We start from the raw sequence: 17,772 nt of genomic DNA, 5'->3' as shown, positions 1-17,772 counted from the left end.
ATCCTGGTTAGCTGGCCAGCCAGACGTATTCCGCGAATGCGTATCCCATCGAGCCGCCGAGCGGGTTCGGCCGGAGGCCGTTCAGCTTCGAGGTCGTCGCGTCTATGCCACCCATGAACACCGGGATCACGGTGCCGGCGTCCTCGGCGATCATGCGCTGCATCTCGTGATACATCTGCGTGCGCTTGGCTTCGTCGAGCGTGCCGCGGGCTTCAAGGACCAGTTTGTCGAATTTCTCCGACTTCCATTGGCTCTCGTTCCAGGGCGCGTCCGAGGTGTAGAGGAGTGAGAACAGGATGTCCGGCGTCGGGCGCGGGTTGATGTTGCCGAAATGGACCGGCGCCTTGAGCCAGTATTTCGACCAGTAGCCGTCCGACGGCACGCGCTGGATGTCGAGATCCAGGCCGATGTCCTGCGCGGCCTGCTGCAGCACGACGGCCATTTCGACACCGGCGGTCACGGCTTCAGAAGTGACGACCGGGATCTTTTTGCCGAGGACGCCGGCTTTCTGGAAATAGAACTTGGCCTTTTCCGGATCGAACGGCTTCGCCTTGAGCTCCTTGTTGTAATAGATGTTCGACGGCGGCACCGGCTGGTCGTTAGCGATCTCGGCGAGGCCGCGCAATACCGACGTCTTGATCGTTTCGCGGTTGATCAGGTATTTCAGCCCGGTGGCGAAGCCGGCCTTGTTGCCGGGATCGAGGTCGAGCCGCGCGTTGATGTTGGAGTAGTTGCCCATAGCGCTGCGCGTCAGCGTGATGCCGGGCTTGCCTTCGAGCAGGCGCGAGGTTTGCGCGTTCATGTTGGCGGCATACTGGATGTCGCCGGACAAGAGCGCGTTGGCGCGCGCGGTGGCATCGGAAATGGCGATAAACTCGAACGAGTCGAGATAGGGACCGGTCGCTTTCCAGTAATTCTTGTTGCGTTCGGCGATCGAGCGAGTGCCAGGTTCGAACACCTTGCAGGTGAAGGCGCCGGTGCCGTTGCCCTTGGAGAAGTCGGTGGTGCCGTCGGCGACGATCATGAACTGATGGATCGCCATGATGGTCGGGAAGTCGGCGTTCGGATTGGCGAGCGTGACTTCGGCGGTCAGGTCGTCCTTGGCGGCAAAGCCGGTCATCTGCTTGGCGATAGCGTTGACCTTGGAGCCGGTTGCCGGATCGAGGTGACGCTTGAGCGAGAACACGACGTCCTTGGCGGTGAGCGGCTTGCCGTCGTGGAAGGTCACGCCCTTGCGCAGCTTGATGGTCCAGACTTTGGCGTCCTTGGACTCGACGCTCTCGGCAAGCTCCATCGAAATCTTGCCGTCTTCGCCGAGGTAGGTGAGACGATTATAGAAGGCGGAGCAACGCACATAGTCGGTCGACAACGAAGCTTTTGCCGGATCCAGCGTATCGGCCGTTGAGGATGACCAGCCGGCGGCGCGGATGTGACCGCCCTTCACCGGTGTCGCGGCAATGGCGGATGTTGCGCGGGTCAGGATGCCGGCGCCCGCCGTCAAGGCGACGCCGCCCATCAGCAGCATGTTGAGCAACTCACGCCGGGTCGCACCGCGCCGGATGGCGTTTTCGACCGTCAGGTCGTCGGCGGCAGTCCAGTTGTTGATCCTGTCCGTCATGTTGATCCCCTCTTGTTGTTACGAGTGGTGCCGCCGAAGGGCGTCCACCCGCATTTACGCACTCTCTTGCAAACCTCGGGCCACCGTTTTGTCGACAGCATCGGCCAGTGCGGCCATCGAAATGAAATGATAATCGGGTTCGGTGAATCGCTCCGGCTCGATGGTGCCGCCGTAGCCTTTGACGGCATGCCGGCGTTCGATCCAGCAATTGGTGAGACCGAGTTGTCGCGAGATGCCGATGTCGTGATATTGGCTTTGCGCGACATGGAGGACATCGTCGCGCGATCCGCCTTCCTTGGCGATGAAGGCGAGAACCTGTTCGAAGAACGCGGGGTCGGGTTTTTCCGTGCCGGTGTCGTCGGTGGTGAAGGCCGCGTAGAACGGATTGCCGAGTTCGCGCGCGAAATGCTCGTAGGCCCAGCGCTGCGCGTTGGTCATGGCGATCAGACGATAGCGTTTCGCCAGGCGGGCCAGTGCGTCGGCGCTGTCGGGAAAGGCGCGCCAATGCGGAACGGATGCGCGCAAACGCTGGCCCAAGGCGGGATCGGCGGGAAACCCGAGCTTCGGTGCGATGACGAGATAGACGCGGGCGAGGTCGTCGGGAAAGCGCAAGGCTTCCGGCATGTAACGCGCTTCGCGATAGAAAGAGAGAGCCTGCTCGGCGTCGAGAGTCTTGCCGTTTTCGGCGGCGATCGCCGTCAGGCAGTCGATAAGTCCGCCCTCGAAGTCGATGAGCGTGCCGACGACGTCGAAGGTCATGTAGCGGAAGCTGACGAGCGACTTAGGCAATCTCGTACCCCTATCGTGGCAACAACGGCAGTTGTAGGGCTACGGTTTTGCGGATGCCGGCATCATCCTCCAACCGACCAATCTAGGACGTCGATTGGCATGATCATTCTGATCATGGCCGCTATGCGAGTTTGCTGAATAGGTCATGCCTCACGGCACAAAATACCTATAATCGACGGATTCCAGAATTTCGCGGCGCCGATCTCCGCTCGCCCTCCGATGGTATCAGGTGGCCATGGCGGCCCGAACGTCCGGATCCTCCAGCGTCTGATCCAGCGTCAGGCGGGTCCGCTCGATGATCAGGTCTACATCCAATTCGGTGCAGCACAGCGGCGGCGCAAAGCCGAGGATTCCGTTGCCAAAAGCACGAATGACAAGTCCGTTGGCCCAGGCCCGGTCGAAGATGCGGCGGGACGGATCGGCTGCTGCCGGCAAAGGTGTCTTTTTGGCCTTATCGGTGACAAGTTCGACGGCCGCCAGCATGCCGCGGCCGCGAACCTCGCCGACGAGGGGATGATCCGCCAGGGCGTTCAGCCCTGCCATCAGGCGTTGGCCGGCCTTGCGGCCGTTATCGAGCAGACCGTTCTCGTAAAGCTTGAGCACCTCGAGCGCGACCGCGGCGCTGACCGGATGCGCCGAATAGGTGTAGCCATGACCCACGGCCTTGGCGCCGGCGCTGTCGGCGATGGTCTGGTACACATGATCGGACATGAACACGGCGCCCATTGGCACATAGCCTGAGGTCAGGCCTTTGGCCGTGGTCATGAAATCTGGATCTAGGCCTTCTTCCTGGCAGGCGAACAGCGGCCCGGTACGGCCGAAACCGGTAATCACCTCGTCGGCGACGAAAAGAATGTCGAGTTCGCGGCACAGTTCACGCATGGCCTTGAGCCAGCCCGGAGGCGGCACGATGACGCCGCCCGAGCCCTGGATCGGCTCCGCGTAAAAGGCGGCGACGCGCTCGGCTCCGAGTTGCTCGACCTTGGCACGCAAGGCGGCCAGCGATGCCTGGATGATGGCATCCGTGCCGCTGCCGACCGGATTGCGATAAGGATAAGGCGACGGAATCTTGTGCTGCCAGTCGAGCGGAACGCCAAAACCGTCGTGAAAGGCCGGCAGCGCCGTCAGGCCGGCGCCGACGGTCGATGAACCGTGGTAACCCTGTTCCAGCGAAATGAACTGGTCTTTCTGAGGCTTTCCGCGCGCGTTCTGATAATAGCGGATGAAACGAACGGTGCTGTCGACCGCATCCGAACCGCCGAGCGTGAAATAGATATGCTTGAGGTCGCCCGGTGCGCGGTCGGCCAGTTCCGACGCAAGCCGTATCGCCGGCTCGGAGGCGAGATCGAAATAGCCGGTCGCATAAGGCAGCGTGCGCATCTGATGCGCCGCCGCTTCGACGATGCTGTTATGGCCGTAGCCGGCGTTCACGCACCACAGCCCGGCGAAGCCATCGACCAGTTCGTGCCCGGAGGCGTCGGTCACGCGCGCGCCTTTGGCGGACTTCAGGATGCGGGCGCCGATGCGCTCATGGCCGCGGAACGAAGACACCGGGTGAATCAGATGGGCCCGATCCATCTCGATCAGTGAATTGCTCAACATGGTGGTCTCCTGGATCAGCCGAGCGCCTGACTGGCGAGGGCAAAAACGCTAACGCTGGATTTGATTTGCGGGTTTTCGCCGCGGCGCATGGCAATGCCGCCGCCGACGTCCTTCAAGCCGAGACCGGACAGCCAGTCGCACAGGCCAAGCGCCTGGTGCGTATCGACGCGAACGAAACTCCCGGTGCGCCCAGCCAGCATGAATGCGAGCAGACGCCGCGCATCGCTGGCATCGCGTGCCACCACCGGCCCGATGACATCGCCGCGTCCGAACCGGCGAATCGCCGCGTAGCCTGCGATGCCGCCGTCGCCCGGCAGGACGGCAAAAATCGCGTGTTTCTGCAATTCTGCCATCAGCGAGCGCCGGTCCATGCCGGTCGCCTCGCGATCGAGCGCGGCGATGTCCTTGTCAGCATCCGATGTTGCCCAGATCACGTCGCCCGGCGCTTCGATCGGCAGGGCCGTGCCTTGATGCTGGCGGATGATCGAGAACTCGCGGAAGCCCAGTTTGCGATAGAGGGGCAGGCCGTCCTCGGTCGCCACCAGTTGGCATTCGCGGCCACCGGCCTCATCGAGTGCCAGTTGCATCAGGCGGCCGCCGAGCCCCTTGCCGCGTATGGCGGCATCGACGATGACCATGTTGATCCTCGCCGCATGTCCGAACGGCGTCATCATGATGGTGCCGACGACGCGGTTATCGTCCAGCGCCACGAAGCCACGACTGAGATTGAGCAAGAAGGCCCAGTCCTCAAGCCGATGCGGCCAGCCGGCCTGCCGGGACAGCGCAAGCGCGCCTTCGAGGTGTTCAGGGCCGAAATCGGCAATGGTGATGTCGACGGGATTCATGACCGGACGATCTTGCTTGTCCTTATTGATAGGATGCCGGGCAGAGAAGAACCTCCCAACAAAGCATCACGCGGGGCATCTTTCGACTGAGATCGGGGGGCGAGGCCGCATCTTATGCGGTCACCGGTCACGCTATGCGGCGCAACTCCGTGCCAAAGCGCGGCGGTGATACGGAAGATTCTGCGCCGGCGTGCCGCTATTGCGGTGAATTGGCGATCGGTTCGCCATCTATGCTAACAGACAGACCTTCACCGCTAGCGAGCACGCCATGACCCGCTTTCGCCCGAAATACATCACCTTCGATTGCTACGGCACCTTAACGAACTTCCAGATGGCGGAAGGTGCCATCGACGTTTTCGGCGCACAACTCGACGCTGCGAAGATGGCCAAGTTCGTCAAGAATTTCGCAGCCTACCGGCTCGATGAAATCCTCGGCGACTGGAAGCCCTATAATGAGGTCATTCACAACGCTTTCGAGCGCGCCTGCAAGAAAAACGGCCTGCCGTTCCGCGCCGAAGACCCCCGCATGATTTATGAGCGCGTCCCGACCTGGGGCCCGCATGCCGACGTGCCGGCGGGACTTGCCAAGGTCGCCAAGGAAATTCCTTTGGTCATCCTGTCGAACGCCATGAACGACCAGATCATGTCGAATGTCGCCAAGCTCGGCGCGCCGTTTCACGCCGTCTATACCGCGCAGCAGGCCAATGCCTACAAGCCGCGTTTCCAGGCGTTCGAGTACATGTTCGACATGCTCAACTGCAATCCTGAAGACGTGCTGCACTGCTCGTCGTCGTTCCGCTACGATCTGATGTCGGCCTACGATCTCGGTATCAAGAACAAGGTCTGGGTGAACCGCGGCCACGAGCCGGCCAATCCGTTCTACGAATATACGGAGATCAAGGACATCTCCGGTTTGCCGGCGGTAGTGGGTCTTTAAGGTCGCGGGCCATGCAACTGAAGCCGTACTGGCAGGATACCGCGCCGCGCTTCACGCGGGCCACGGCGGGGCCGGTTAACGGCACCTACGATGTCGCGGTGATCGGCGGCGGCTTCACCGGGCTGTCGGCGGCGCGGCATTTGGCGAAATCGGGCGCCAGCGTTGTCGTGCTCGAAGCCGACAAGATCGGCTCCGGCGCTTCCGGCCGCAATGGCGGCCATCTCAATAACGGCGTGGCGCACGGTTTTACGTCGGCCAAGGCCGCGCTCGGCGCCGAGCGGGCGACGGCGCTTTATCGTGCCTTCGACGAGTCGGTTGCGACGATCGAGCGACTGGTGGCGGAGGAAGGGATCGATTGCGCCTTCCGCCGCTGCGGCAAGCTGAAGCTCGCTTCGAAGCCGGCCCATTTCGACGCGCTGGCCCGCGATTTTGAAGTCGTTCAGCGCGAAGTCGATCCGGACACGGCGTTGCTCAGTGCCGAGCAGGTGCGCGCCGAGGTCGGTTCAACGGCGTTCCATGGCGCCATGCTGTTCGGCAAGAGCGCGATGATGCATATGGGCCGCTTCGCAACCGGCATGGCCGATGCCGCGGTACGTTATGGCGCCACGATTTTCGAAGACGCCGCAGTCACCGGCCGCCGCCAAACCGGCGACAAGCATGAAATCGTCACCACGCGCGGCACGATTACCGCCAAGGAAGTTCTGGTCGCGACCGGCGCCTATACGTCAGGACCGTTCGACTATTTCCGCCGCCGTATCGTGCCGGTCGGCAGCTTCATCATTGCCACACGGCCGTTGAGCGATGCCGAGATCGCCGCGACCATGCCCGGCAACCGCAATTGCGTGACGTCGATGAATATCGGCAATTACTTTCGCATGCTGCCGGACAAGCGACTGCTATTTGGCGGACGCGCCCGCTTCTCGGCGACGATCAATCAGAAGTCGGATGCCAAATCCGGCGCCATCTTGCGAGCGAGTCTGGCGCAGATCTTCCCGCATCTCGCCGATGTCGAGATCGATTATTGCTGGGGCGGTCTGGTCGATATGACACAGGACCGCTTCCCGCGCGCCGGCCGCAACGATGGCGTCTGGTACGCCATGGGCTATTCCGGTCACGGCGCCCAGATGTCCACTTACATGGGCATCGTCATGGCCGACCTCATTCTCGGCAAGGGCGACCGCAATCCGGTCAGTGGCCTCGCATGGCCGGCGATTGCCGGCTATGCCGGCAAGCCGTGGTTTCTGCCGATGGTCGGCCTCTATTACAAGATGCTCGATCGCTTCCAGTAAGCGCGACCACAGTGGCCGGCGACGCCTTCAACCGAGGCCGCCGACGTGGAAGCTCTTCATTTCGAGATATTCCTCGATACCGATTTGCGCGCCTTCGCGGCCGATGCCGGATTGCTTGATGCCGCCGAACGGCGCGACTTCCATCGACACAGACCCGGTGTTCAGGCCGACCATGCCGAATTCCAGCGCCTCGGCGACGCGCCATGAGCGCTTGAGGTTCTCGGTATAAAAATAGGATGCGAGGCCATACGGCGTGCCGTTGGCGATCGCCAGCGCCTCGTCTTCCGTGTCGAAGCGGAACAGCGGTGCGACCGGGCCGAAGGTTTCTTCGTTCGCCAGCACCATGTCGGTCGTGGCGCCGCCGAGAACGGCGGGCGGCGCGTATTGCCGTCCCGGCGCATCAGCACGGCGTGACAGCATGCGCGCGCCTTTCGACAGGGCGTCATCGATGTGGCGTTCGATCTTCTCGATCGCGGCGGCATTGATCATCGGCCCGATATCGACGCCAGGTTCTGTGCCGGGACCCACCTTCATGCCGGACACGCGCTGCGACAGGCGCGAGGCGAATTCGTCGTAGACTCCGTCCTGCACCAGGATGCGATTGGCGCAGACGCAGGTCTGCCCACCATTGCGGAATTTCGAGGCGATGACGCCCTCGACGGCGAGGTCGAGATTGGCGTCGTCGAACACGATGAACGGCGCGTTGCCGCCAAGTTCAAGGCTGAGTTTCTTGATGGTATCGGCGGCGCCGCGCATGAGCAGCGCGCCGACACGCGTCGAACCGGTGAAAGAGAGCTTACGCACGATCGGGCTGGTCATCAGTTCCTGGCCGATCTCGGCCGGCAGGCCGGTGACGATGTTGATGGCGCCGGCGGGAATGCCGGCGCGTTCGGCGAGCACGCCCAGCGCCAGCGCCGAGTAAGGCGTCAGTTCCGAGGGTTTGATGACGACGGTGCAGCCGGCGGCGAGGGCGGGAGCAACCTTGCGGGTGATCATCGCATTCGGAAAATTCCACGGCGTGATGATGCCGCAGACGCCGACCGGCTCCTTCAGCACAAGGATTCGGCGGTCGGCGGTTGGCGCCGGAATGGTCGCGCCGCCGATGCGGCGCGCTTCCTCGGCGAACCATTTGACGAAGGAAGCGCCGTAGCGGATTTCGCCCTGCGCCTCAGTGAGCGGCTTGCCTTGTTCACTGGTGAGAATCAGCGCGAGGTCGTCGAGGTGCTTGAGCATGAGATCGTGCCAGGCTTCGATGAGCTTGGCGCGTTCGGCATTGGGCTTCGCCTTCCAGGCCGGATAGGCGGCCGCCGCGGCCGCGATGGCGTCACGGGTGTCGGCGGTGCCGGCGTTCGGCACCGTGCCGACTGGAGCTTGCGTTGCCGGATCAATGACGTCGAGCGTTTCGCCCGAGGCTGCATCCCGCCAGGCGCCGCCGATCAGCATCTGCGTCTTGAGGAGGTCGGTGTCTTTGAGCTGCATGGCTGGCTCCCCTTGAGCGCCGAACGGAAGGTTGTTGTTGTCAGTAGCCGAGCGAGCGGTCGACCAGTCCGATCATGTCGCCGCCGCTCTCGTGTCTCTTGATATTGTCGATCACAGCGCGCGCCGCGCGGTCCGACGGCGTGATGCTGGCAATGTGCGGCGTGAGGATGATTCTGGGGTGCCGCCAGAACGGATGATCCGGCGGCAGCGGCTCGGGATGAGTCACGTCCATGAAGGCGGCGGAGAGCTGCCCGCTGTCGAGCGCGTTGAGCAGGGCGTCCTGATCAAGATGGCCGCCGCGGCCCATGTGCACGAGCGACGCGCCATGCGGCAGTTTGGCGAAAGTCGTGGCGTTGAGAATGCCGGTCGTCTGCGGTGTCAGCGGCAGCATGCAGATGAGCAGGTCGGTTTGCGCGAGGAAGGCATCGAACTGTGCATCGCCGTGGAAGCAGGTAACGCCGGAGATCGTCTTCGGCGTGCGGCTCCAGCCGGAGATGGGAAAGCCGAATGGCGCGAGGCGTTCGATCACGGCCTGGCCGAGAGAACCAAGGCCGAGCACGCCGATGCGCCGGTCGGCTGCCTGCGTGATTGGCAAGGCCTGCCATTGCGCTTGGGTCTTGGCGGCGATGTAGGCGGGCAGATCGCGGTGCAAAGCGAGCACGGCGAGTGTCGCGTATTCCTGCATCATGCGGACGATACTGTCGTCGACCATACGGACGAGCTTGAGATGCGTCGGCACGCGATCGAGATCGATCTGGTCGACGCCGGCGCCGACCGAGAACACGATCTCGAGATTGGGATAACGCGTCAGATCGTCGGGCGCGAGCCAGGTGAGGACGTAGCGCACGTCGGCCGGATCGGCGGTCGCCTTGTCGGTGACGAAGCGGATATGCGGCAGTTCTCTGGCAAAGGCTTCGGCGAAGACCGGCGTGCGCTTCATATCGAGGTTGAACAGGAACGCCACCATGGATTGTCCTCAGATCACGCGGCGCACCGCTCGCCGAGCCGTGAAGCGCGGAATTCAACCATAATCAAAGGCCGGTTTTTTGGCTGCTGAAATCCGGGCGCTCTTCAGATGAAGTAAGCGACCGGGAGCGGATCTGAAGCGTAAAATTCTGACGTTACGCCGTAATCTGACACGACGGGATCGAAAGCGGGGCTGGCGCGATCCCGGCCTTCGCGTTCAACCGAACAGGCCTTGAGAGCGCACCATGTACCCCATCATCCCGTTCGATCCGGCCGAGCAGCGTGACGCGCGCTTTTTGCCCTGGGTCGACGCCGGGACGGTCGATCTTGCGAAAAATGCGTTCTTCCGGCGCGGCTTCTAGTACACGCGGGTGGAGGAGCACGGCATGTTCGCCGGTGCGGCCGAACTGAAGGCGTTTGATGCGCCGATCGAGGCCTTTCCGGTCGACAAGTTCATGATCGTCACGGCGGGCGAAGTCACCATTACCGATGCCAAAGGCCGCGTCACCAAGGTCGCCAAGGGCGGCAGTTGCGTCATCCCGCGCGGTCTGAGCTGCCGCTGGTCGCAGCCGGATGATACGCGCATCTTCTTCATGCTTTATGCCGGATCGTCGCCGGACCCGACCGATGCCGGCGAACTCGCCGTTCTCGTGCCCAATCCGAAGGATGAGCTGTCGCCGCTGCCGCCGCCATCCGCCGAATTGCTCCTGAGTTCGCCGCCGCCGGTCACCGCGCGCAAACTCGTCTACACCGATCCGAGCGGCCGCTTCGTGGTCGGGATGTGGGATGCGACCGCCTATACGCGCAAGCTCAATGCCATCGCCGATTACGAACTGATGTATCTCACCGAAGGCAGCGTGACGCTCACCAACGCCGTCGGCGAATCCCGCACGTTCGGTGCCGGCGATACGCTGATCGTCGATCGCGGCGTGTCCAATATCTGGAAGTCGGACGGCTATGTCCGCAAGATTTACTGCAAGGTGCTGACCAAAAACGGCTGACCAAGAGCGGCTGAACGGCTTCCTCTCCGGCGAACGGCTTGCGCCTAATCTCATTTACCGAGGTCGAGGGCGCCCCATGCCCCGCTCGACGTCGGCCGCAGGCCAAGCTCGGCGGCAAGGCGCGCCATCTCGTTCCTGTCTTGCGGGAAGCGAAGCTCGGCATTGTGAACGCCAAGCGCCTTCAAAGCCGCCAGCAGGCTTCGCATCAAGCCAGCCGATAGCTCATGAGCGGCCGGGCCAGGCGGCACGAGGATGGCGCATTCGGCGGTGTCGAAATCGGGATCGCTGACCGAACGGACCAGTGCCGTCATGCGATCGCCGTCGAAGGCGACAAGCGTTATTTCCCGTTCATAGTCGATCTGGGTCAGCCGCGCCGCCGTTTGATGGCTCCGGTCGCGGAGCGGGGCGAAGAACGGGTGCCACAGGCCTTGATCTCCGACAGCTTCGGCCAGCGCCCGCAGTGCCGTTTCGTCTTCGGGGCGGATCGGCCGGATTGAAACGTGCTGCGCGCCGGCCGTCAGCATGGTTTCCAGGTGCTGCGGGTAGGGACGAATTGCCATGCGCGCCTGCGGCGCGCCTTTCGCGGGCCGAACCCGGATGCGGCAGTCGACGGCGATCACGCCATGCTGATCGCAGAGCAGGGGATTGATATCGATCTCGCTGACCTCGTCGTGATCGGCGGCGATATTGCCGAGCTGCATCAGCACCGCGACGACGCCGTCGATGTCGGCCGGCGGGCGGTCGCGAAATCCCTTCAGCAGCGAGGCGATGCGCGTGCGTCCGATCTGCGCGCGGGCCAAGGCGGTGTTGAGCGGCGGCAGTTCGAGCGACTTGTCGCGGACGACTTCCACCGCGGTGCCGCCATGGCCGAACAGGATCATAGGGCCGAAGACCGGGTCCGTCGTCACGCCGGCGATCAGTTCGTAGGCGCCGGGACGCTGGATCATTTCCTGGACGATGAAGCCTTCATGCCTCGCCTGCGGCTGTTTTTTCGACACGCTCGCCGTGATGGCGTCGGCTGCCTTTTCAACGGCCGCCGCGCCGACGAGATTGAGTGCCACGCCGCCGACGTCCGACTTGTGGATGACATCGCGCGAGCGGATCTTGAGCGCGACCGGCGTGCCGAACGCGGCGGCGATCGCGGCCGCGCCCTTGCCGTCGGCGGCGGCCCCGGTCCGGACAAAGGGGATGCCATAGCAACCCATAAAGCCCGCAATTTCCGCGGCGTCGAGCCATTCGCGCCCGTCGGCCAGAGCCTGCCGGATATAGGTGCCTGCCTTTTCGCGCTCCTGTGCGGACACTGGCGCGATAGCCGATGGCGTCTCCAGCAGCAGGTCCTGGCTTTGCCGGTAGCGGACGAGATGCATGAAGGAGTGGACCGCGCGCTCGGGCGTCTCGTAGGTCGGAATGTGCGCCTCGGCGAGGCGCGTCCGTCCACTTTTGACGGTCGCCTCGCCGATCCACGATGCGAACACGTTCTTGCGCGCGGATTTTTCACCCGTCGGCAGCACGCTGATCAGCCCGTCTGCCGCTTCCTCCGAGGTGACCACCGAGGTGGGGCAATAGATCACCAGAACATTATGAATGTCCGGATCTTCGAGCAGCGCCGTCATCGTCTGTGCGTAACGCTCTGTCCCGGCATCGCCGATGATGTCGACGGGATTGGCCCGGCTCCACGTGCGCGGCAGCACCGCATCGAGCCTTGCGATCGTCGCGGCGGAGAGAGCAGCGAGCTTGCCGCCTTCCGAGATCAATTGATCCGTCGCGAGCACGCCGGCACCACCGCCATTGCCGACGATGACCAGATCGTTGGACGCCTGCTTGGGCATGCGCGCCAATGTCGCCGCCGCGTCGAACAATTCCTCGAAGCCGGACACGCGCAATATGCCGGCGCGGCGGAAGGCCGCGTCGTAGACTGCATCGGCGCCGGCCAGCGCGCCGGTGTGCGAACTGACGGCGCGGGCGCCTTCCTCGGCGCGGCCCGCCTTGATGGCAACGACCGGCTTGACGCGCGCGGCGCGGCGCGCCGCCGACATGAATTTGCGCGCCTGGGTGAGGCCCTCGGCGTAAATGAGGATCGCATCGGTGCCGCGATCCATGGCGAAGTAATCGAGCATGTCGCCGAAATCGACGTCAGTCATATTCCCGACCGACACCACAGCGGAAAAGCCGATGCCGCGCGGCTGCGCCCAATCGAGAACGCTCGTGGCGATCGCGCCCGATTGGGTGAGCAAGGCCAGATTGCCCGGCAGGATGGGTGCTGGCGCGAACGTGGCGTTGACGCCGATTCCTGGCATGGCGATGCCGAGACAGTTCGGGCCGACGATCCGCAACAAATGCGGCCGCGCCGCCTCGAGCATCTGCTGCTTGCGCGCCTTGCCTTCGGCTCCTTCGAAGCCCGCGGTCAGCACCACGGCCGCTTTGGTTCCCTTCCGGCCAAGCTCGGCGATGATCGGCGCCACCGTGTCCGGGGGCGTCGCGATGACAGCGAGTTCCGGCGCCTCCGGCAGCAGGGTGACATCGGCGATGCTGGCCAGCCCGGCCACGGCGGATTCGTTTGGATTGACGGGGTAAATTGGGCCCTTGAAGCCGGCGCCGGTGAGGTTGTTCATCAGCGCGAAGCCGACCGAACGCGGACGATTGGAAGCGCCGACGACGGCTATGGATCGAGGCTGAAACAGACTGCCGAGATTTCGAATGGACATTGTTAAGGAACGTCGCTTGGAATGTGTCGCTTTGCGAAGGACATGTTGGCCGCACTCAAGAGAGTTGCACTTGATCTGCCGCAAACATTCGGTCTTAGTGAAGCAAGTCAGCCTATCCTACGCTGAATTTATGACAGGTCTCTCGTGAGCATCGGACTGATCGCGCTGCTGGACGACGTCGCGGCGCTCGCCAAGGTGGCGGCGGCTTCGCTCGACGATGTCGCCGGCCAGGCCGCGAAGGCCGGTGCCAAGGCGGCCGGCGTCGTCATCGACGACACGGCCGTGACACCGGGTTACGTCATCGGCTTCGCCGCCAAACGCGAACTGCCGATCGTCGGCAAAATCGCGCTGGGGTCGCTACGCAACAAGCTTCTTGTGCTGCTGCCGGCGGCGCTGGCGCTGAGCTATTTCCTGCCGTGGATCATCACGCCGCTTCTGATGATCGGCGGCGCCTATCTTTGTTACGAGGGCGCCGAGAAAGTCGTCGAGGCTGTGCTGCCGCATCGCGCGCACGCCCACGAGGCGAAGATCGAATCCGTCGCCCTCAATCCGCGTTCATTCGAAGACGAAAAGGTCGCGAGCGCGATCAAGACCGATTTCATCCTCTCGGCGGAAATCATGGCGATCACGCTCGCCGCCATTCCTGCCGGCAATATCGTGACGCAGGCGCTGGTGCTAGCGGTGGTGGCGATCGGTATCACCGCCGGGGTCTACGGTGTTGTCGCGCTGATCGTGAAAGCCGATGACGCCGGCGTGGCGCTGGCGCGCAACGACCGGCCGTCGGCGCTGGGCTGGACCAGCCGCGTATCGGGGCGTGCCCTCGTGCGGGGCATGCCGTATTTTTTGAATGCGTTGAGCATCGTCGGCACGGCCGCGATGATCTGGGTCGGCGGCGGCATCGTCCTGCACGGTCTGGAAGTCTACGGCCCGCCGCAGATCCATCACGGCGTCGAAACGGCGACGCATGCGGTGTCGGCCCTGGCGCCGGCGCTTGGTCCCGTTCTGGAATGGGCAACTCACGCCGCGATCTCCGGCGTCATCGGTCTGCTGCTCGGCGGCGCGCTGATACCGATCGTCGAATTCGCGGTGTCGCCCGCCTGGAAGCGGGCGAAGGCTCTCGTGCGCTGACGCGCTATTCCTTCACCGCGCCGGTCATCGCCGACACATAGTGCTCGACGAAGAAGGCGTAGAGAATGACCAGCGGCAGCGAGCCGATCATGGCGCCGGCCATCAGCGAGCCCCAGCGATAGACGTCGCCGTCCACCAGCGCTGTGACGATAGCGACCGGCACGGTCTTGTACTGCGTCGATGAGATGAAGGTCAGCGCGTAGATGAATTCGTTCCAGCACAGGGTGAAGCAGAAGATGAAGGCCGAGATCAGGCCGGGCACCGCCAGCGGCAGGACGATCTTGACCAATATCTGCCAGCGGCTGGCGCCGTCGATGAGCGCGCATTCCTCAAGCTCGAATGGAATGGTCTTGAAGTAGCCCATCAAGAGCCAGGTCGAAAACGGAATGAGGATGGTCGGATAGGTCAGGATCAGCGCGAACGGCGTGTCGAACAGGCCGTACTGGAACACGACCGTCGACAGCGGAATGAACAGGATCGACGGCGGCACCAGGTAAGCGAGGAAGATCGCGCCGCCGACCCACTGCGCGCCGCGGTAGCGCAGCCGCACGATGGCATAGGCGGCGAGAACGCTGGCGAAGATCGAGAGCGCCGTCGCGCAAGTCGCGATCAGCATCGTGTTCCATAGCCAGATCGGATATTCTGTCTCGAACAGCAGTTTGTAGATGTGCTTGAAGGTTGGGTTCCAGGTCCAGAACGGGCTGTAGACGTCGAAATCGAGCAATTGTTCGTCCGGCTTCACTGAGGTCAGCGCCATCCAGTAGAATGGGAACAGCAGCACGGCCATGATGATGCCGAGCGGCAGATAGAGCGTCACCAGCCGTCGCGGCAGGCTGTTGAGATAGCTCATGCCCTCGCTGTGATCGGCGGCGGACGTGTCGGCCAGCGCGCGCTGCGGGCGGGCCGCTTTTTCGGCGAGTACGTCAGTCATTGTCGCCACCCATGCGCGCGTGGCGCTTGCGCCATTCGCGCCCAATGAAAGAATAGGTCAGATTTCGAAGTTGCGAGGGGTGTCTCAGTCATTCTCGCCACCCTGTTGCCATTTGCGGCGCTGCAGGCCGAACCACGACACCATGATCGCGGCCAGCAGGAACGGGATCATCGCAGTCGAAATCGCCGCGCCTTCGCCGAGCGAGCCGCCGATGATCGCGCGCTGATAGGACAGGGTCGCCATCAGATGCGTGGCGTTCACCGGGCCGCCGCGCGTCATCACCCAGATGAGCTGGAAGTCGGTGAAGGTGAACAGCACGGAGAAAGTCATTACCACCGCGATGATCGGCGTCAGCAGCGGATAGGTGATGAAGCGGAAGCGCTGCCATGGCGTCGCGCCGTCGATGGTCGCGGCTTCGTAGAGCGACGGCGACACCGTCTGCAGGCCGGCGAGCAGCGTGATCGCGACGAAGGGCACGCCGCGCCAGATATTGGCGAAGATCGTCGACCAGCGCGCATTCCACGGATCGCCAAGGAAGTCGATATTGGCCGTGATCAGGCCCATTTCCTTCAGCGTCCAGGAAATGATCGAGAATTGCGCATCGTAGATCCACCAGAAAGCGATCGCCGATAGCACCGTCGGCACGATGAAGGGGATCAGAACGACGGCGCGTAGGATGGCCTTGAATGGCAGGCGCTCGTTCAGCAGCAGCGCCAGATAAAGGCCGACCGCAAATTTGATGACGCTGGCGACGGTCGTATAGAGCATTGTATTGAACACCGACAGCAGGAACGTCGAATCGCCCTGCAGCCATTCGTAGTTTTCCAGACCGATGAATTCGCCGCTGCGGCCGATCTTGGCGTCGGTAAACGACAGCCAGACGCCGAGGCCGAGCGGATAGGCCAGAAACAGGATCAGAATCGCCGCTGCCGGCAGCATGAACCAGAGACCAAGCCAATTCTTATTGGTCTTGAGCTGGTCCCATGGCGTGGGCTCCTGGATCGGCCGCTTGTCCAGGCGTGATTTGAGGGCGACATCGGTCATCAGGTTTGAGCCCTGCATTCCGTCAACGCGGAATATTTTTCATGCCAACAGAAAGAAAGATCCCGGGCCCGCGCAGCGGACCCGGGACCTTGGGATCTTAGCGATAGATGCGCTTCAACTGCCGTTCGGCAATCGCGATCGCGCCCTTGGCGTTTTCGCGACCGGTGGCGTAGTTGGCGAACATGTCGACCACGATGAAGTCGGCAATCGCCGTCGCCGCTTTCTCACCGACTGAGCCGAGACCGCCGGCCGTGAGCGAGCGCTTGGCGACGTCGCGATACGGCGTCGTCTTCGGATCGGCGGTCCAGATCGGGTTCTTGTCGTAGGCGTTCAGACAATGCGTTAGATAGCCCTTGGCCGACTGCAGCCACGGATTGAAGTTGTCCGCTTCCAGCATGAAGGCGATCAGCGCCTTACAGGCCTGCGGGTTCTTGGTGTAGGTCATCGCCAGCGCCGGATACATCAGATGCAGCTCGGTGACCTTGCCGACCGGGCCGATCGGGAAGTAGGCATGGTCCATGTCGGCGGCGACATCCTTGGCGCTGTTTTGCGCCGCGACGTAAATCGAGATGCCGTTATTGGTCCAGTACACTTCCTTGGCCAGGAACGCCTTGTTGTTAGAGCCGTCGTTCCATGACGCGGTGCCGGGGATGCTGTTATCGTAAAGCGCCTTGGCGAATTCCAGGGCCTTGACGGTTTCCGGCGAGTTGATGATGACCTTGTCGTTGGCGTCGACGGTCTGGCCGCCATGCGCCCACAGGGCCCAGTGCACCCAGGTGTTGCCGTCGCCCGACGCGTGACCGAGCGCCATGCCGCCCGGCGTGCCCTGCGCCTTCATCGCCTTGGCGTATTCGAGCATCGCATCCGTCTTGTCCGGGAACTTGCTGAAGCCGGCCTTCTTGGATGCTTCGAGGCGATAGTTGATCAGAGCGCCGGAATAGCAGATCGGAACCGCGATCCACTTGTTGCCGCTCTTGCCGTACTTGACCGCGCTATCGACCCAGCCGCCGTATTTCTTGCCGAGATAATCGGCTACGTCGGTCATGTCGACGCATTTCTGCGGGAAAAGGTGCGGCAGCGAATAAAGACCCCAGAAGATATCCGGGCCCGTGCCGGTGTTGGCGGCGACCGAAGCCTTCGGCTGCACGTCTTCGTAGGATTCGCGGGCGATCTGGACCGGGACGCCGGTCGCCTTGGTGAAGGCGTCGATCAGCTTGACGAAAGCGTCGTCTTCCGACTGCACGAAATATTTCCAGCGCAGCATGGACAATTTAGCGCCTTTCTCGGGCTTCCACGGCGATGCTTGTGCCCAAGCCTTTGCCCAGTCGAGCAGGGCGGGACCGGACAGTGCGGCGGCGGCGCCGAGCGCGGTGCCACCCTTAACCAACGTGCGGCGTGTTAAGTCAGTCATCGTTTCTCTCCCTTTGAGTCCCGTTTT

Annotated in this window: 14 protein-coding genes; 4 read left to right on the top strand and 10 right to left on the bottom strand. The window is 63.0% G+C overall.

The window, feature by feature from the left end:
* Window positions 1–7 precede the first annotated feature (7 nt).
* The 4 genes from E8Q40_RS20865 to E8Q40_RS20850 form a co-directional block, all read right to left on the bottom strand.
* Entirely contained in the window at window positions 8–1,618 is a 1,611-nt protein-coding gene (locus E8Q40_RS20865; RefSeq protein WP_137046331.1) for an ABC transporter substrate-binding protein, read from the bottom strand.
* A 54-nt stretch (window positions 1,619–1,672) separates the two neighbouring features.
* On the bottom strand, window positions 1,673–2,377 hold the full coding sequence (locus E8Q40_RS20860; protein ID WP_137046868.1) for an HAD-IA family hydrolase: 705 nt from the start codon (window positions 2,375–2,377) through the stop codon (window positions 1,673–1,675).
* Between the two features lie 255 nt (window positions 2,378–2,632).
* Entirely contained in the window at window positions 2,633–4,009 is a 1,377-nt protein-coding gene (locus tag E8Q40_RS20855) for an aspartate aminotransferase family protein (protein WP_137046330.1), read from the bottom strand.
* Between the two features lie 14 nt (window positions 4,010–4,023).
* Window positions 4,024–4,854, bottom strand: coding sequence for a GNAT family N-acetyltransferase (locus E8Q40_RS20850; protein ID WP_137046329.1), 831 nt, complete (start codon window positions 4,852–4,854; stop codon window positions 4,024–4,026).
* Between the two features lie 268 nt (window positions 4,855–5,122).
* Between E8Q40_RS20850 and E8Q40_RS20845 the strand changes: the two genes are divergently transcribed.
* Window positions 5,123–5,791, top strand: a complete 669-nt coding sequence (locus E8Q40_RS20845; RefSeq protein ID WP_137046328.1) for a haloacid dehalogenase type II — start codon at window positions 5,123–5,125, stop codon at window positions 5,789–5,791.
* Window positions 5,792–5,802: 11 nt separating this feature from the next.
* Window positions 5,803–7,080 (top strand): FAD-binding oxidoreductase, encoded by a 1,278-nt coding sequence (locus E8Q40_RS20840; RefSeq protein ID WP_137046327.1) that lies wholly within the window; start codon window positions 5,803–5,805, stop codon window positions 7,078–7,080.
* A 27-nt stretch (window positions 7,081–7,107) separates the two neighbouring features.
* Here E8Q40_RS20840 and E8Q40_RS20835 read toward each other — a convergent pair whose 3' ends face one another.
* Window positions 7,108–8,559: an NAD-dependent succinate-semialdehyde dehydrogenase gene (locus E8Q40_RS20835; RefSeq protein WP_137046326.1), complete on the bottom strand. Its 1,452-nt coding sequence runs from the start codon at window positions 8,557–8,559 to the stop codon at window positions 7,108–7,110.
* Window positions 8,560–8,599: 40 nt separating this feature from the next.
* Window positions 8,600–9,523: a glyoxylate/hydroxypyruvate reductase A gene (locus E8Q40_RS20830; protein ID WP_137046867.1), complete on the bottom strand. Its 924-nt coding sequence runs from the start codon at window positions 9,521–9,523 to the stop codon at window positions 8,600–8,602.
* A gap of 388 nt (window positions 9,524–9,911) precedes the next feature.
* Between E8Q40_RS20830 and E8Q40_RS20825 the strand changes: the two genes are divergently transcribed.
* Window positions 9,912–10,526 carry a cupin domain-containing protein gene (locus E8Q40_RS20825; RefSeq protein ID WP_137046325.1) on the top strand — a complete coding sequence of 205 codons (615 nt, stop codon included), beginning with the start codon at window positions 9,912–9,914 and terminating at the stop codon, window positions 10,524–10,526.
* Between the two features lie 50 nt (window positions 10,527–10,576).
* Here E8Q40_RS20825 and E8Q40_RS20820 read toward each other — a convergent pair whose 3' ends face one another.
* Window positions 10,577–13,315, bottom strand: coding sequence for an acetate--CoA ligase family protein (locus tag E8Q40_RS20820; RefSeq protein ID WP_137046324.1), 2,739 nt, complete (start codon window positions 13,313–13,315; stop codon window positions 10,577–10,579).
* A 60-nt stretch (window positions 13,316–13,375) separates the two neighbouring features.
* Here E8Q40_RS20820 and E8Q40_RS20815 point away from each other — a divergent pair, with 60 nt between their 5' ends.
* Window positions 13,376–14,359 (top strand): DUF808 domain-containing protein, encoded by a 984-nt coding sequence (locus E8Q40_RS20815; protein WP_137046323.1) that lies wholly within the window; start codon window positions 13,376–13,378, stop codon window positions 14,357–14,359.
* Window positions 14,360–14,363: 4 nt separating this feature from the next.
* Here the strand turns inward: E8Q40_RS20815 and E8Q40_RS20810 are convergent, their stop codons facing one another.
* The 3 genes from E8Q40_RS20810 to E8Q40_RS20800 form a co-directional block, all read right to left on the bottom strand.
* Entirely contained in the window at window positions 14,364–15,290 is a 927-nt protein-coding gene (locus E8Q40_RS20810) for a carbohydrate ABC transporter permease (RefSeq protein ID WP_137046322.1), read from the bottom strand.
* 84 nt (window positions 15,291–15,374) lie between these two features.
* Window positions 15,375–16,334 (bottom strand): carbohydrate ABC transporter permease, encoded by a 960-nt coding sequence (locus E8Q40_RS20805; RefSeq protein ID WP_137046321.1) that lies wholly within the window; start codon window positions 16,332–16,334, stop codon window positions 15,375–15,377.
* 97 nt (window positions 16,335–16,431) lie between these two features.
* Window positions 16,432–17,745, bottom strand: coding sequence for an ABC transporter substrate-binding protein (locus E8Q40_RS20800; RefSeq protein ID WP_137046320.1), 1,314 nt, complete (start codon window positions 17,743–17,745; stop codon window positions 16,432–16,434).
* Window positions 17,746–17,772: the final 27 nt, after the last annotated feature.

The sequence above is a fragment of the Pseudolabrys sp. FHR47 genome (genome assembly GCF_005153485.1).
Classification (GTDB): Bacteria; Pseudomonadota; Alphaproteobacteria; order Rhizobiales; family Xanthobacteraceae; genus Pseudolabrys.
Note: the sequence above shows the minus strand (reverse complement) of the source record. Positions and strands in the feature narration are given on the sequence as shown.